The 14,640-nt window shown below is 45.1% G+C and carries 12 protein-coding genes, 1 tRNA gene and 1 pseudogene; 9 read left to right on the forward strand and 5 right to left on the reverse strand.

The features are described 5' to 3' along the window. From JCM15548_RS16660 to JCM15548_RS16670, 3 genes are all read left to right on the forward strand, one after another. On the forward strand, window positions 1-724 hold a 724-nt coding region (locus JCM15548_RS16660; RefSeq protein ID WP_157482868.1), incomplete at its 5' end, for an AAA family ATPase. After that, window positions 721-1,983, forward strand: a complete 1,263-nt coding sequence (locus JCM15548_RS16665) for an McrC family protein (RefSeq protein WP_157482871.1) — start codon at window positions 721-723, stop codon at window positions 1,981-1,983. The genes JCM15548_RS16660 and JCM15548_RS16665, both read left to right, overlap by 4 nt. A 158-nt stretch (window positions 1,984-2,141) precedes the next feature. Next, window positions 2,142-2,909 carry a type IV toxin-antitoxin system AbiEi family antitoxin gene (locus JCM15548_RS16670; RefSeq protein ID WP_062127781.1) on the forward strand — a complete coding sequence of 256 codons (768 nt, stop codon included), beginning with the start codon at window positions 2,142-2,144 and terminating at the stop codon, window positions 2,907-2,909. A gap of 159 nt (window positions 2,910-3,068) precedes the next feature. On the opposite strand, the gene JCM15548_RS16675 is transcribed toward JCM15548_RS16670, so the two are convergent. The 4 genes from JCM15548_RS16675 to hemN form a co-directional block, all read right to left on the reverse strand. After that, a tRNA-Ser gene (locus JCM15548_RS16675) sits at window positions 3,069-3,153 on the reverse strand. Window positions 3,154-3,269: 116 nt separating this feature from the next. Next, complete coding sequence (gene hemG / locus JCM15548_RS16680; RefSeq protein WP_062127783.1) at window positions 3,270-4,640, reverse strand: protoporphyrinogen oxidase; 1,371 nt, start codon at window positions 4,638-4,640, stop codon at window positions 3,270-3,272. 65 nt (window positions 4,641-4,705) lie between these two features. Then, complete coding sequence (locus tag JCM15548_RS24530) at window positions 4,706-5,107, reverse strand: oxygen-independent coproporphyrinogen III oxidase (protein WP_227625963.1); 402 nt, start codon at window positions 5,105-5,107, stop codon at window positions 4,706-4,708. 86 nt (window positions 5,108-5,193) lie between these two features. Beyond that, complete coding sequence (gene hemN, locus JCM15548_RS24535) at window positions 5,194-6,078, reverse strand: oxygen-independent coproporphyrinogen III oxidase (RefSeq protein ID WP_227625964.1); 885 nt, start codon at window positions 6,076-6,078, stop codon at window positions 5,194-5,196. 467 nt (window positions 6,079-6,545) lie between these two features. Between hemN and JCM15548_RS16695 the strand changes: the two genes are divergently transcribed. The 4 genes from JCM15548_RS16695 to JCM15548_RS16710 all read left to right on the forward strand — a co-directional run bounded on the left by JCM15548_RS16695 (window position 6,546) and on the right by JCM15548_RS16710 (window position 11,531). Beyond that, a complete protein-coding gene (locus JCM15548_RS16695) occupies window positions 6,546-8,966 on the forward strand; it encodes a TonB-dependent receptor (RefSeq protein WP_062127787.1) in 2,421 nt (806 codons plus the stop codon). Window positions 8,967-9,019: 53 nt separating this feature from the next. After that, a complete protein-coding gene (locus JCM15548_RS16700; protein WP_062127789.1) occupies window positions 9,020-9,490 on the forward strand; it encodes a hypothetical protein in 471 nt (156 codons plus the stop codon). 14 nt (window positions 9,491-9,504) lie between these two features. Beyond that, window positions 9,505-10,272, forward strand: coding sequence for a DUF4374 domain-containing protein (locus JCM15548_RS16705; RefSeq protein ID WP_062127791.1), 768 nt, complete (start codon window positions 9,505-9,507; stop codon window positions 10,270-10,272). Between the two features lie 92 nt (window positions 10,273-10,364). Next, complete coding sequence (locus tag JCM15548_RS16710; protein ID WP_062127793.1) at window positions 10,365-11,531, forward strand: PepSY-associated TM helix domain-containing protein; 1,167 nt, start codon at window positions 10,365-10,367, stop codon at window positions 11,529-11,531. Between the two features lie 63 nt (window positions 11,532-11,594). On the opposite strand, the gene JCM15548_RS16715 is transcribed toward JCM15548_RS16710, so the two are convergent. Beyond that, window positions 11,595-12,392, reverse strand: a complete 798-nt coding sequence (locus tag JCM15548_RS16715; protein WP_062127795.1) for a hypothetical protein — start codon at window positions 12,390-12,392, stop codon at window positions 11,595-11,597. A 507-nt stretch (window positions 12,393-12,899) separates the two neighbouring features. Between JCM15548_RS16715 and JCM15548_RS16720 the strand changes: the two are divergent. Together JCM15548_RS16720 and JCM15548_RS16725 are read left to right on the forward strand one after the other, a co-directional pair. After that, a pseudogene (locus tag JCM15548_RS16720) lies at window positions 12,900-14,071 on the forward strand (ammonium transporter). A gap of 199 nt (window positions 14,072-14,270) precedes the next feature. Then, window positions 14,271-14,621, forward strand: coding sequence for a P-II family nitrogen regulator (locus JCM15548_RS16725; protein WP_062127797.1), 351 nt, complete (start codon window positions 14,271-14,273; stop codon window positions 14,619-14,621). The last annotated feature ends 19 nt before the right edge of the window (window positions 14,622-14,640 follow it).

The raw sequence follows: 14,640 nt of genomic DNA on the forward strand, positions 1-14,640 counted from the left end.
ATCTTTTAAAAAGACATTTAACAGTGATCAGGAAAATTCATCGCCTGAAAACTATGTTTTAATTATTGATGAGATCAACCGCGGCAATGTGGCGGCAATATTTGGTGAACTTATTACGCTGATTGAGCCAGACAAAAGATTAGGAAATGCTGAAGCTCTTCAAGCTCAACTCCCATACAGTAAGGATTGGTTTGGCGTTCCTGCCAACCTCTACATTGTAGGTACCATGAATACCGCCGACCGCAGTGTTGAGGCTCTTGATACTGCTTTGCGACGCCGTTTTTCGTTTGAAGAGATGTTGCCCAACCCAGCATTGATTAGAGAGCATGGCATTTCCAATGGGATGATTGAAAGTATTTATTTAGAGGAGATACTGACCGTTATTAATGACCGGATTGAAGCCCTGATAGATCGTGACCATACCATTGGGCACAGCTACTTTTTGACTGTGAATTCGGAAAACGATTTACGCCTGGTTTTTAAAGACAAAATTGTCCCTCTGCTTCAGGAATATTTCTTTGGTGATTTTGGAAAAATAGGATTGGTGTTAGGGTCTGAATTTGTTGAAAAAGTACCTGAGGTGACTCGATTTGCCGTTATAGACGGATATGAAGATATTGCCTATTTGCAAAAAGAACGTTTCAGGTTAAAACCTATCAATGACGAATTCCCCATAATAAAGGCGCTTAGCTTATTGTTGGGTAAAACAGATCAACAAGGGTGACAAGGCTGAAAATCATACAAGTTTTTGAGCACGAGCGCTTGAGTATTGGTGCCGAAGGGTTTCAGAAGAAACACATGGAAGCCTTGGTCAAACTCAATGAAGTGAACGGCTTTCAATATTTTGATCCGGTTTACAACGGTATCAAATTTAAGCATTTTGTGGGCGTTATTCAGGTGGATGGGTTATGTATTGAAATTCTGCCCAAAGCTGATAAAGGTGGCAGTAAAGACTATTGGAGAGGCATCCTCATTCAAATGCTAAAAACGTGTGGAAGGCTCAAGCCAGAAAGTGCCGGCGGAGCAAACGTAAACAGACAGTATTACAATCTTTTGGAAGTCTATTTTGATCTATACCTTACAGAACTTGAAAAGCTCATCCGACTGGGACTGGTAAAACAATATCGTAACCAGACCGGTCAAGTCAAAGCTTTTAAGGGGAAAATGGAATTTGCCGGTCAAATTAGGCACAATCTAATTCATCATGAGCGCTTTTTTACAACGCATCAGATATATGATAAAGATCATCTGATTCATCAGGTCCTCTATAAAGCATTAGGGCTTATTGGCCAGTTTACAAGGGGGACTTGGCTATATGACAAGTATAAGCGCGTGGCGCTTAATTTTCCGGAAGTAAAAGACATAGCAGTTACGGCATCATTGCTGGATAGTATCAGTATTAATCGCAAATTGATACCATATACCTATCCGCTTGAAATTGCCCGACTCATATTGTTGAGCTATTCACCCGATATTTCCGGTGGAAACGAAAAAATGCTGGCCCTTCTTTTTAACATGAACCAGTTATGGGAAGAGTATGTTCTGGTTATGTTACGAAAATACCTTCAAGGATCATCCTATACAGTTACGGGACAGGAGAAAAGGCGGTTCTTGAGTTCCAATTATTTGCAACCCGATGTTGTTATTCGTAATAAAACCACACAGGAGGTTTTTATTTTAGATACCAAATGGAAACTACCAGGCTCAGCTTCTGCATCTATGGTTGATTTGCGACAAATGTATGCCTACAACCGTTTCTGGCAGGCTGAAAAAGCCATGCTTTTATATCCAGGTGAACCCAGGAACTTTGAATTTAAGCCATTTTTGGACGAAGCCCCTCCCCATCATTGCAAAATGGAGTTTGCTACGGTTGTAAAAAATGAGAAACTGAATGAACAATTGGGGGAGGAAATAGTGAGTGCTTTTGGTGTAACAAGCCTCACTTATTTTTCAGAAATCCTATTGAAGGAGTCACAACGTTAAAAGGCCGGCCCGGTGGAGGCGGTGTTGATGAAGTAAATCCCTGGATTCAAAAAAATATCATTTAAAAGGTAGTCTGGCTACCCCAAAAGCAATATTTTTAAAAACACAAAAGCAATAATTCGAATATTATTTTTTATATTTGTTGCAAATAGAGTAGTATGACTACCCATAAAGAGACATATTTAAAAAAACTATTCAAGGTATTGCAGCCCGGTTCTGTGGTCACGGTTGATTGGCTGGAGAGCTTTGGCATACCGCGAAACTTGCAAAAATACTACCTAAAAAGTGGCTGGCTCGAATCCATAGGGAGAAGTGCCTATAAAAGACCGGGCGATGCCGTTGCGTGGCAAGGCGCATTGAATGCCATACAAAAACAGACCGACATCAATGTTCATGTGGGTGGATTGTCCGCATTGGCATTGCAGGGCATTAGCCATTATTTCAGAATGCACAATGAATCATTGCAGCTGTTCTCCCCTTTAAAAACCAAGCTTCCTAAATGGTTTGTTGATTACGATTGGAAGCTGGATATACAGCACCATCAAAGTTCCTTTTTGCAAGCGGATTCGGGCATCAAAGAAATGGAGCAGAACCAAATCCTTTTATATGTTTCTACGCCGGAACGGGCTATCCTGGAGTGCCTGTATCTTGCTCCACAAAAAATGGATTTGGTGGAGTGTTTCCACTTATTTGAAGGGCTGGTAAATTTAAAGCCAAAGCTGGTTAATGAATTGTTGAACGTCTGTAATTCTGTCAAGGTTAAACGCTTGTTCCTGTTTATGGCTGAAAAGGCCAACCACCAATGGTTTCAATTCCTAAAAACCGACCAGATTGGCATAGGAACCGGAAATCGGATGCTTGCAGAAAACGGCGTTCACATCCCAAAATATTTAATATCAGTCCCTAAAGAATTGGCCGAATTATGATTTTGTCCACATATAAAGCACAGGTAGATTTATTGTTACGGGTTTTGCCCTATGTAGCTAAAGACAGGATTTGGTTGGAACCCGGCCACCGCTTCTGTTCGAATCCCTCAATTTTAGTCATAAAAAAAAGGCTACCATTTTCATGGTAACCTTTTTCAGCGGAGAGAGAGGGATTCGAACCCCCGGTACCTCTCGGTACAACGGTTTTCAAGACCGCCGCAATCGACCACTCTGCCATCTCTCCTAATGCGGTTGCAAAAATAGGGGTTTAATTTTATTTGCAAAACAAAAAGGGGATTTATTTTTGGTGAAAATGGTATTTTTTTGCCGTGTTTTCAGGGGTTTTGGGGTAAGTTGTTGCTAAGTAGTCTTTTGTAAAAATTTGGCAATGTTGACGCCTTGCTTTATACGGTCGGCCATGCCGATGCCGTCGCGCAGGTTGCCGGCCAGGATGAGGCCGGGGAACTGGCCTTCGATTTTACCGATGGTGCTCAAGCGCTCGCCGGTGCTCACGCCGTACTGGGGTATGGCATTGGCGTAGCGGAAGATCTTGAACAGATCGGGTTCTTCGTCGGGGATGAGCATCATGCACTTGAGCTCCTCCATGACCATGGCTTTGATGATCTGGTCGTCGAGCTGCACAATTTCAGGATGGCGCACGCCGCCTAAAAAGACGGATAAAAGGGCGCCGCCTTCCGGGGCCCGTCCGTTCAAAAAGGCGGAGGGGAAAAGGATGCCCAGCACTTTTCGGTTTTCCTTGTGGGGGACCAGTCCCCCAAATGCTTTCAGGGGAAGGCCACGCCAGCATTTGAAGCCGATGGCTACCTGTACGACTTTGGCATAGATGAGGTCGCTGATGGTGTCCTTCTCTTCTTTGTTGAGGAAGGGGAGGAGGTTGCCGATTTCGTGGGCACCGGTGGTGGTGATGACGGTGTCGTTGGTGATTTCGTAGCTTTCGCCTTCACGGGCATAGGTGACGGAATAGCTGCCGTTTTTGGGGTAGATGGTGGTGCGGCGACAGTCGAACTGGAAGTTCTCTTCACCAATGGCATTGTAAAGGGCCTCTGTCAGCTTGTCCAGTCCGCCGGTGATGGAAAACATCTGCTTGGTGACTTTCCGCTCTTCGGGCGATTTGGCCTGCCTCGCTTTTTTAATGGTGCCTTTGATAAAGCTGCCATAGTTCTGCTCGAGTTGGTAGAGCTTGGGAAGCGCATAGCGCGTCACCAGCTTGGAGGGGTCTCCGGCATAGATGCCCAGAATGAAGGGATCTACGGCATAATCTAAAAAGGTGTCGCCCAGGCGTCGACGCACCAATTCATCGAGCGTTTCATCGGGATTGTTACCTCTTTTACGGAAGGGCTCTAACAGAATTCTAAGTTTGTCTCTCCAGGCAAAAAGCGGGGTTTTGACCCCGGCTTTGAGTCCGGACGGCAAGGCATGCCAGCGGCATCCTTTCCATATAAGGCGTTGTTTGGCTTCTTCGTTGGCGGGCTCTACTTGTAATTGGTCCCCTAATTGGGCAAAGAGATCGGCGACTTCGGGGTGCGACACAATACCTGTATTGGGTCCGCTTTCAAAGATGAATCCATTCTCCCTGTGCGTTTGAATGGAGCCGCCTGCGCGCTTACTTCTTTCGAGGATGGTGACTTTCCAGCCTGCTTTTTTCAGGTAAAAAGCAGTTGTTAATCCGGTTAGTCCGGCTCCAATGATTACAGCCGATTTGTCAGTCATTACTTTTCGTTTGATTTATCCACATAAACATCTGATGCAGGCATTGTGTTTAAAACTTTTCCTGTTTAGATGCTTTTTGAAAACCGTTGGTTGTCACTGTTCAGTTTGGGATCCAGTTCTGCCACGATGTTTCTTATAGTAAACCGTCCGGATTCTGTAATGTTCAGCGTATCATTGTTAATTAACAAAAGGCCGTCTGCGACGTAGGGCTGCATTTTTTCTTCGCTGTAGCGGGTGATGGCTTTGAGTTGGGCCGCATCGGTTTGGAGCCTTTGTGCCAACTCTTGCCAGTCGAGCCGGTTGTTGCACATGAGTTCGGTTATCACTTCCTTGATGATGAGCTCGTCGTCCGGCAATCGATAGCCCTTTTCAATGGCGGGTTGTCCGCTGTTGATGAGGTCGATGTAAGCTTTGATGTTCTTGGTGTTTTGGGCGTAGCTGTCGAACAGCTGACTGATGGCCGACATGCCAAATGCATATACCTGTCCGGTGGTCTCCCGTGTACAATAGCCCTGGAAATTGCGGTGCAGCTGATGGTTGCTGAGGGCTCTGCTCAGATGGTCTTCTTTAAGGGCAAAGTGATCGAGCCGATGGCCACATAGTCGCCACTGTCGACCATCATCTGATAGGCCGTGGTGAACATGGCCAGTTTTTCTTCAGCGCTGGGCAGACCGGCTTTCTCGAGTATGTTTTGATGTGGCTTCACCCAGGGCACATGGGCGTAGGAGAAGGTGACGAGTCGGTCGGGCCTCAACTCCAGTGCCTTTTGAATGGTCTGTGCAAAGGACGCCTCTGTTTGTCCGGGAAGCCCGTAAATAAAGTCGTAGTTAACCCCCACACCATGTTGCCGTATGTATTGGGTGAGCGTGTCGATGGGCAAATTGGGCAAATCGCGGTGCACGGTGTTGAGCACTTCCTCGTTAAAGTCCTGAATGCCCAGACTGATTCTGTTAAAGCCCATTTCAAAGAGGGCATCGAGGTATTCGAGGGTGAGATGGGCAGGGTTACACTCGATGGCTATTTCGGTGGTTGCTTCTACTTTAAAGGTGCTGTTGATAAGGGCCATGATGTCGCCCACCTGTTCGGCCGACAAGGCATTGGGGGTGCCACCTCCCCAATGAATTTGGGTGACGGGTCGCGTCAAATCCAGCCATTCTGCCACCATGGTGATTTCTTTTTTAAGGGCTTCGAGGTAGTTGGCGATCATTTCATCCTGACGGGTAATGAGGGTGGTGCATCCGCAATAGAGGCAGAGGCGTGGACAAAAAGGGATGTGTAAATACAGGGATATGCCCTGTGGTTCTTGCTGGTTGGATAGCTGGACGGATTTTTTGTAATCGTCAGCGGTATATTCGGCATGGAAGCTGGTGGCGGGTGGATAGCTGGTATATCTGGGGAGTGGCTTATCGTATTTTTGGATCAGTTTTTTGTCAATCATTACGGTGGTGTATTTGTTGGATGAAAAATCTAACAAATTTATTAAAAACTATCCTTAAAGTGGGGAGAAATATGGTTTCTTTTGTCGGTTGTAGTGTACGACTATTTTAATGCCGTTTTTTACTTTCCAAAGTTGATCTAACCACTTTTAGCAGTGTTTCCCGAATTTAGCTTAACAAAATATTATTCCTCTCCTTTCTGGTTGATCTGGTTAAATAGCTGACTGCGGGTACTTAAACACCTCCCTCACTCAGAAATTTTTTTCTTCAGCCAGTACCCTTTTGTGTCTCCAAAAACCGCTACAAATAGCGATTGTTGGGCACTGTCCTTACTTCTAATTTTGTTGCATGTAATCAGTCTAAATAAGTACAAGGAAAAATTGACCATGAGGGTACTTTTAATTTCTTTTTTGTTGACATTATCTCTGTCTGCCTTTGGCGAAACATCTGTTAAGCCATTCATGGCAGAGTGGTTAACCAGAAAAATGAACCACTGCCGGGAGCTACAGTCCACATTCAAAACACCACGCAGGGCGTTCAGACCGATGTTAATGGGCGTTTTACCCTTTATGCATCCATGACGGATGAAATGACGATTGTCGCTTCATTCATTGGCCATCAATCCATGGCGAAGACAGTTTCGGCCAGAGGCCATAATTCCGGAAGACCTCTTCGCTTACATTTTATTTTAAAAGAAAATACGGAGAAGTTGGATGAGGTTCTGGTGCGGGGTGAATCCCGGGCTGCACGCATAGAAAGAAGTGGTTTTGCCGTTACTTCGGTGGACACCCGACACTTGCAGAAAAAATCGGCCGAAATAAATGAGGTGCTTGATAAAACGCCTGGTTTGCGGGTGCGCCGAAATGGCGGCATGGGGTCCCATACCCAATACAACATCAATGGCTTGTCGGGAAGCGCTGTTCGGATTTTTATCGACGGGGTGCCTGCCGAATCTTATGGGGCTTCTTACTCGGTCAACAGTCTCCCCATTTCGCTCATTGAACGCATTGATGTTTACAAGGGGGTGGTGCCCATTGAATTTGGCAACGATGCTATGGGGGGAGCCATCAACATCGTTACCAAGCAATTGAAAGAGGGCGCCGGGAGCAACCAAGCGCTCAATGTTTCCTATTCGCATGGGTCTTTTAATACGCATCGTGCGGATGTCAACGGCTCCTGGCAGGAGGTTAAATCCGGACTTACGACCCGATTTTCTACCTTTTATAATGCATCCGACAATAATTACTTTGTTTGGTCAGACGACATAAAGATTAAAGATTACAATGAATTTCTACCCGATGGCTCTCGTAATCCTGAATTTTTAACCATCATCGATCAGGGGGTTAAAGTCCGCCGTTTCAACGACGGCTACGAATCTTACGGGGCCAAGGTGGATCTCGGCCTTTCGGGTAGAAAGTGGGCCGACCAGCTGTTTTTATCCATCAATGCGTCGGAAGATTACAAAGAATCGCAGCATGGCCCAAGGATGATTTCGCCTTACGGGGAGCGGTTTACTGAAAGTTGGACCCTGGCACCGGCGGTGATTTATGTGAAAAACAATGCGCTGTTTGAGGGACTGGATGTGTCCATGAATGTTCAATACGCGGTTTCTGAAAGGGCTACGGTGGATACCACTACCAATCGTTACGACTGGTTTGGAAATTTAATTCCGCATGTTGGCGGGGTTACACGGTTGCCGGGTGAAGGCAGAAATGCCTCTTTGAATGTGAATAACAACAGGAATTATGTGGCCCGGGCTTCTGTGTCCTATGCTTTTCTGGAAAACCATATGTTGGGATTAAATTATTCCAATAACTATTTTATCCGTTCCTCAGATGATGAACTTCGTGCAGTCGAATTGCGGAATTATGGAAGTGAGAACAGAGTGAACAAACAGATCACTGGCCTGACTTATCAAAATACCTTTTTCAACGAAAAATTGAAGCATTCCATCTTTGTCAAACACTATTACAACCACCTTAAGCAAGACAGAATGGAGTATGCCAATGGCGTGCTGGATACCATTCGTTACTCAAGACCTGATGACAATTGGGGTTATGGTGCTACCTCCAGTTTTGCACTTACGCCAGCTGTTCGGTTCAATGCCTCTGTAGAACAGGCGGTTAGATTGGTCACTGCGAACGAGGTTTTTGGCAATGTGTCGGATGAAATTGTTGAATCTTCCAACCTTGAACCTGAAAAAAGTCTGAATGTCAACCTGGGCGGCATGTTTACCCTGTACAAGACAAACAGCAATGAATTGAAACTAAATACCTCGTTTTTTTTCAGGGATACCTATGACCGCATTAAGCGATCCATCGTTGTGCGTGGCGACGACAGCTACTCTGTATTCAATAACATCGGCCATATTATCTCCAGAGGTGTTGAAGCTCAATTGGATTATCGAATGGGTGTGCAATGGCACTTTATGCTTCAGGGGTATTATCTCGACTCTCGATTTATGGAGAAATATACCCAAAATGGTTCCGAGAACCTCAACTACCAATCGCGGGAGCCCAATATGCCCTACCTGACATTTGGAGGCAGCGCCGAATACAATAAGGAGCACTTATTTAAACAGGGCGATCGGATCAGTTTCAACTGGTACACTTCCTTTATTAACGAATTCCATTTCGACTGGAGCATTATCGGAAGCCAGAACAAACCCATTGTGCCCCATCAGTTTTTGAACGATGTAAGTGTGTCGTATGTCTTTCCGGGTGAAAGGCTGACATTGAGTCTGGATGGAAAAAATATTTTAAATGAATTGTCATTTGACAATTTTGCCATTCAAAGACCAGGCAGAACGCTTTCAGCTAAAATGCTTATGCCATTTTTTAATTCGTCCCAATTAATAATAGTTCGTTATTGGTTTGATTTATTAACCTGACGATCTGTTGAATTAAGTCTTTAATACAATAAAAACAATAAAAATTGATAGTTATGAAAAAAGTACGTTTAATTTCTCTTCTGTTTTTTAGTGCATTAATGTTATTCGCGGTCTCCTGTTCTGATGATGATGACCCCAACAATCAGGAGCCTGAGGAAAACACGCCACGCGTATTTCATATTGCTGCCCGCTTTGATGGTAAGGATTCGGAGGTTTATATGGCCGCTGTTGAAGATTTGACGAAAGGCTCCCTGTCGTTTAAAGGAAACGGGTATGCGCTTAATCCGGTTCGTTCAGCGCGTGTATTTACAGATGATTTGGGCTGGGTTTATGTGTTTGATTATGGTGGCGGCTACTTACAAAAATTCAGTTATAACAACGGAAGTTACACGAAAGTAAAAGAACTGGATGTGGCTCCGGTTATGGGGGGTATTCCCCATGTCCGACCGTGGAAAATCAATGAAGAAACCATTCTTATTCACAACATAATTGCCCGCGATATTGAGGATGAGGCAATGGCATAAATAAAGCGGCCGATATGTATGTTACCCGCATGGAGATACCCTTGGTGGCCATTGCCGATATTATGGAAACCTGGACCATTCCAGCCGAAGCATGGGACCTTGAAGGAAAGGCCTATGTTTTTCGGGTAGATGCGCCAACGGTATTGGGTGATAAAATTTACTACGGGGTAGGACGCAGGGCTTTGGATGCGAACATTCCTCTGACCGGCATGCATACCATTGTGCTGGATTATCCTTCCCTGACCAATCCCAGGTATATTCGTTCTGACAAAGGTGACGGGAATACGAACGGTTACAGGGGGAGCAACATGCATGCCTATGACGGCTATGTTTATCAGGCCAACCGTGCGTTAGAAGGTAATACCACAATGATTTTGAGGTTAAAAGATGGTGTTTATGATGACAGCTGGGCCTTTGATGTCACGGCTGCCTTGGGGGAAGCGTTTAATACCAATAACTGGTACCATGCCGGTGGCGGCATCTGTTACATGTCGGCACAATTTCCCAATGCCGGGGATGAAAACAACCAGTGGGGCGTGGTGCGGATAGATCTAAACAATCAAACGGCCATAAAGATGAATGTACCCATGTCGAACCTCTTTGGCTATCAAAATGGCGTAAGCATCGACGGTCAGTTTTACATGGCGGTTAGTCCCGTAGGAAGCGCCGGCGAATCGGATCCCTTTGTTTACATTTTTGACATAGAGTCCACTGACCCCAACGCCTTCACAACCGGATTGGAGCTGGACAAAGGCAATATTTTTGTCGAAGGTATTTTTTAATACAGTATTTTATTGCCCGCTATTTAATCACCCGGAAATTCTTCTCCGGGTGATTCTTGGGCATTTATTAATGGAATAAAAAAGAAAAATTAATGACAAGTAGGAGCAAGGCTTGGAAAAGCATTCGACATGTTTTCCTGAAACTTCATTTATGGCTGGGGCTTGCCAGTGCTTTGGTATTAACCATTGTTTGTGCCACCGGCACCATTTATGTTTTTCAAAGCGAGATCATCGCTTTGCTTAACAGGGACGTATTTAAAATAGATGTCCCGTCCCTTGCACAGGTAAAACCGGTTGAAGAAGTGCTTGAGGAGGTTCGCCATTACTCTGATGGGGAGGTGTTGTCACTTTCTATTCCCGTCTCAGAAAAGGAGGTGTGGACCGCCTTTGTACGTCGTGAGGGTGAACGGGGACGGGGGACTGCCTACCTTGTAAACCCCTACACCCTGGAGGTTAAGATTCAGGAAGACTTAAAGGGGCAGGCTTTTTTTCGTACCGTTTTGCATTTGCACAGGTGGCTGCTGCTGGATCGAAGTTTGGGAAAACCGATTGTAGGGTGGACAGCCATTATTTGTACATTTTTAATAGTGAGTGGATTAATGATTTGGGTGCCCCAAAAGGCCAAAAGCTGGTACAAGGGTTTGAAGGTGAAATTTTCCGGCAAATGGCAGCGAAATAACCATACCATTCACCGAAACCTTGGGTTTTATGCCGCATTTTTCATCCTGATCATGTCACTTACCGGTCCATTTTGGTCCTTTCAGTGGTACCGGCAGGGTATTTATGATGTGCTGGGTGTTGAAGCACCACAGCGTGGTGGGCCGCCGGAACAGGCCAACAGTAAACAGCTGGATGAACAAGTGGAAGAAAAAGATTCAGCGGTTTTGGACCGGTCTGCGCTTTATTCATATCAGCATGTGTTATCCGTTGCGGATGCTGAATTTCCTTATAAAGGAAACTATCGTATCGTGCCGCCCCACGAAACAGGCACCGTGGTGAGCGTGATGAAAAGTCGCACAGGTTTTTTTGCCTTTTCGGGTAGCGACCGGTTGTCTGTTGACCTGCTAAATGGCCAGGTGGTAAATGTGGACAGGTTTTCTGATAAACCCTTCAATGGGCAGGTGGCACAATCCATAAAAGCGCTGCATACCGGAGAAATTTTCGGAATGTTTACCAAAATACTGTATTTCTTATCCGCTCTTATTGCCACAGCCCTGCCTTTTACAGGAGTGGTGATGTGGCTCAACCGGATAAGGTAATAGTTTTCTTTGCTATGGCCGCCTATTCAGAAGACGGGCTGGTGGCATGTCTCATTAGTTGCATCAATTCAACGGTTCAATACACATGATTTTGACCGGAACAGATGGGCCTGAATAGGCCATGCAAACGGGTTCATCCATGTACGCATGCGCTTCCTGAATTCTGACACCAACGATGTATTGTTGTCCCTCTTGAGGAATAAATCCGGCAATAGCCGCATCAATATCCACCGGTTGTAAATATTTTGAAAAATAGTAATCTTCATGTCCGGAGTGTATGCTGTCTGAAAGTCCCAACCAAAGATTGTCGTACAGCCCGGCACCGCATATCACTTTTTTGGCTGTTACAACGAAGCTGCATGTGTCCGTCTGTTCAAAGTCGAAGTCATAATCAGGCGCTTCGTAGGTGGTTGAATCACTCTGACTGTAACCGCTGTAGGCGGAGACGGAGAGATTGGCGATGGAAATGGAGTCGAGAAGATGGTCGATGGGAAACTCAAGTATATCAGTAATATACGCTTCACAATTATCGCCATTGGCATCGTGCGTTAGGATCAGGTTCATGCCGGGAGGATTACTGCTTCGGATGATTTCATCCCAGGTAATGGTGAAAATATGCGGTTGGCAACCACCACTGTAAGAAACAGATATCTTGATGATACCTTCTTCCAATTCAACGTAATTAAGCTCAAAAGGATCGCTGTTTTCGGCGGAAGGGTTGTCGAAAATGTTTGCAAAGTCACTGGAGCTTTTGTTCAGATGGACATTGGTTTCGGATGCACTGTCCTTTGAATCATTCTTGTCGCACGACAAAAATATTATGCCCATAAAGGCTAAGGCAAAATAGAATGGTTGTTTCATAGCTCGATGGTTTTATTGTATATAGGAACAACGATATGATGGATCTTCTTGATTAAGGTTGCGTGGCAGAATCATTGGTGTTAGCTGCTCGCTATTTTTATGGGGTGGCTTTACAATATGACTTATTTGTAGGTTTTTTGTTGGTGATCTGGATAAAGGGTGGTGTTTCTAATTTACGCATAAATTTAAAGTAGGGGTTGTTGTTTTGCGGGGTTGATGGTTTAAAATACAATCTAATTATTGATAATGGGTATAAATTAATAGGGGCTAGTATTAAAAAAGTAACAAAAATGTAGTTTTTATAATTTTTCATACATATTTTTGTGGCACCTATTAATTAATAATCTAAACCATTAAGGAATGAAAAAATTAGTTACTGCGGTTTTAATGCTTTTGTTGGTACCTACATTGAGTTTTGCCTCAGAAGAAAATGGTATTGATACCGGCGTTACAGCCTGGATGATTACATCCACCGCACTGGTATTGCTTATGATACCGGGCTTAGCCATGTTTTATGGCGGACTGGTCCGCTCTAAAAACGTGTTGGGAACCATGATGCACAGTTTTGCCGCCATGGGAGTGATGAGTGTTTTGTGGGTAGCCGTGGGCTACAGCATGAGTTTTGGCGAAAATATTTTGGGCGGATGGATCGGCTGGAACTGGGACTATTTCTTTTTAAAGGGGATTGATACCACTATTATGGAAGAAGGGGTTCCGGAGTATGTTTTTAGCATGTTTCAGGGCAAGTTTGCATTATAACACCTGCTTTGATCGCCGGTGCCTTTGCCGAACGGGTCTCTTTTAAGGGCTACCTGGTATTCATTACCCTTTGGGGTTTATTTGTCTATAACCCCCTTTGCCACTGGGTATGGGCATCTGATGGCTTTTTATTTAATATGGGAGCCGATGGAGCCATTGATTTTGCCGGAGGTACCGTGGTTCATATCTCGGCTGGTGTCAGCGGTCTGGTGGCTGCCCTCTATATTGGTGGTCGACGCAGCTATAAAATAGGGCAAATGCGACCCAGTAATTTGGTGATGACCCTGATAGGCGCTGGTCTGCTTTGGGTAGGCTGGTTTGGTTTCAATGCCGGTAGCAGCGTGTCGAGCGGATTGGCCACTGCGCAGGCTTTGACAGCCACACAGGTGGCTGCTGCAGCGGGCGCTTTGGCTTGGATGGTAATTGAGTACATCCATTTGGGAAAAGCCACAGCTTTGGGCTTTGCCAGTGGTATTTTGGCCGGTTTGGTGGCGGTGACGCCTGCCGCTGGGGTTGTTCAACCTTATGGTGCCATCATATTGGGATTTGCTTCTTCCTTGATTTGCTATTATGCCATCCAATTGAAAGACAGGTTGGGTTATGACGATAGTCTGGATGCCTTTGGTCTGCATGGTATTGGTGGTATAGTAGGTGCCATTTTTCTGGTGTTCTTTATCCGGGATTCCTGGATGGCCAGCGCAGCTGAAGCTGCCGGTGGAAGCTGGACGCTTTGGCAGCAATTGGGCGTACAGGCTGCGGCCGTTGGTATTGCCATTGGATATGCTGTTGTGGTAACTTTCATTATTCTGTTTATCATGAAGCGATTTGGCGGACTGCGAGTGACTGCTAATGAAGAGATGGAAGGACTGGATCGTTCTTTCCATGGGGAGCGGGGTTATGGTATGTTGAATCCAAACTAGAAACAAAATAAAAAATCACATGAAACGAGCCATGAGCAAACCATTATCAAACATGGGATTGACTAAGTGGCGAGTTCCATGTGGCCATTAAAAAACAAATTATACGCACATGAAACGAGCCATGAGCAAACCATTATCACACATGGGATTGACTAAGTGGTGAGTTCCATGTGGCCATTAAAAAACAAATAGTAGACACATGAAACTTATAACTGCAATTATTCGGGAGTATCAATTGGAAAAGGTTCACGAGTCATTGGTGAACGCAGGGATTACCCGTATTACCGTAGGCCGCGTTTCGGGTCACGGCGCTCAGCGCCGTGAAGAGATGTACCGTGGCAAGCGCATCGTTCCCAACCTGTCGCCAAAAATGAGAATTGAAATTGCCGTGAATGAAGAGTATGTAGAAAAGACCATTGAGGCCATTGTTTCTGCGGCGCGTTCATCGGTCAATATTGAAGGTGAAATTGGTGATGGAAAGATTTTTGTAACCCCTTTGGAGGAGTGCATTCGCATTCGTACCGGGGAACGGGGTGGCAAAGCCATCTAAACTTAAAAGCAAGCCATTA

Source organism: Geofilum rubicundum JCM 15548 (genome assembly GCF_000974365.1).
GTDB lineage: Bacteria > Bacteroidota > Bacteroidia > Bacteroidales > Marinilabiliaceae > Geofilum > Geofilum rubicundum.

What these genes read in the sequence shown, in the direction of transcription:
- JCM15548_RS16710 (WP_062127793.1), top strand. Translation starts at nt 10,365, where the DNA reads ATGACAAGTAGGAGCAAGGCTTGGAAAAGCATTCGACATGTTTTCCTG.
- JCM15548_RS16725 (WP_062127797.1), top strand. Translation starts at nt 14,271, where the DNA reads ATGAAACTTATAACTGCAATTATTCGGGAGTATCAATTGGAAAAGGTT.
- JCM15548_RS16715 (WP_062127795.1), bottom strand. Translation starts at nt 12,392, where the DNA reads ATGAAACAACCATTCTATTTTGCCTTAGCCTTTATGGGCATAATATTT.
- JCM15548_RS16670 (WP_062127781.1), top strand. Translation starts at nt 2,142, where the DNA reads ATGACTACCCATAAAGAGACATATTTAAAAAAACTATTCAAGGTATTG.
- hemG (WP_062127783.1), bottom strand. Translation starts at nt 4,640, where the DNA reads ATGACTGACAAATCGGCTGTAATCATTGGAGCCGGACTAACCGGATTA.
- JCM15548_RS24530 (WP_227625963.1), bottom strand. Translation starts at nt 5,107, where the DNA reads ATGTCGGCCATCAGTCAGCTGTTCGACAGCTACGCCCAAAACACCAAG.
- JCM15548_RS16700 (WP_062127789.1), top strand. Translation starts at nt 9,020, where the DNA reads ATGAAAAAAGTACGTTTAATTTCTCTTCTGTTTTTTAGTGCATTAATG.
- hemN (WP_227625964.1), bottom strand. Translation starts at nt 6,078, where the DNA reads ATGATTGACAAAAAACTGATCCAAAAATACGATAAGCCACTCCCCAGA.
- JCM15548_RS16705 (WP_062127791.1), top strand. Translation starts at nt 9,505, where the DNA reads ATGTATGTTACCCGCATGGAGATACCCTTGGTGGCCATTGCCGATATT.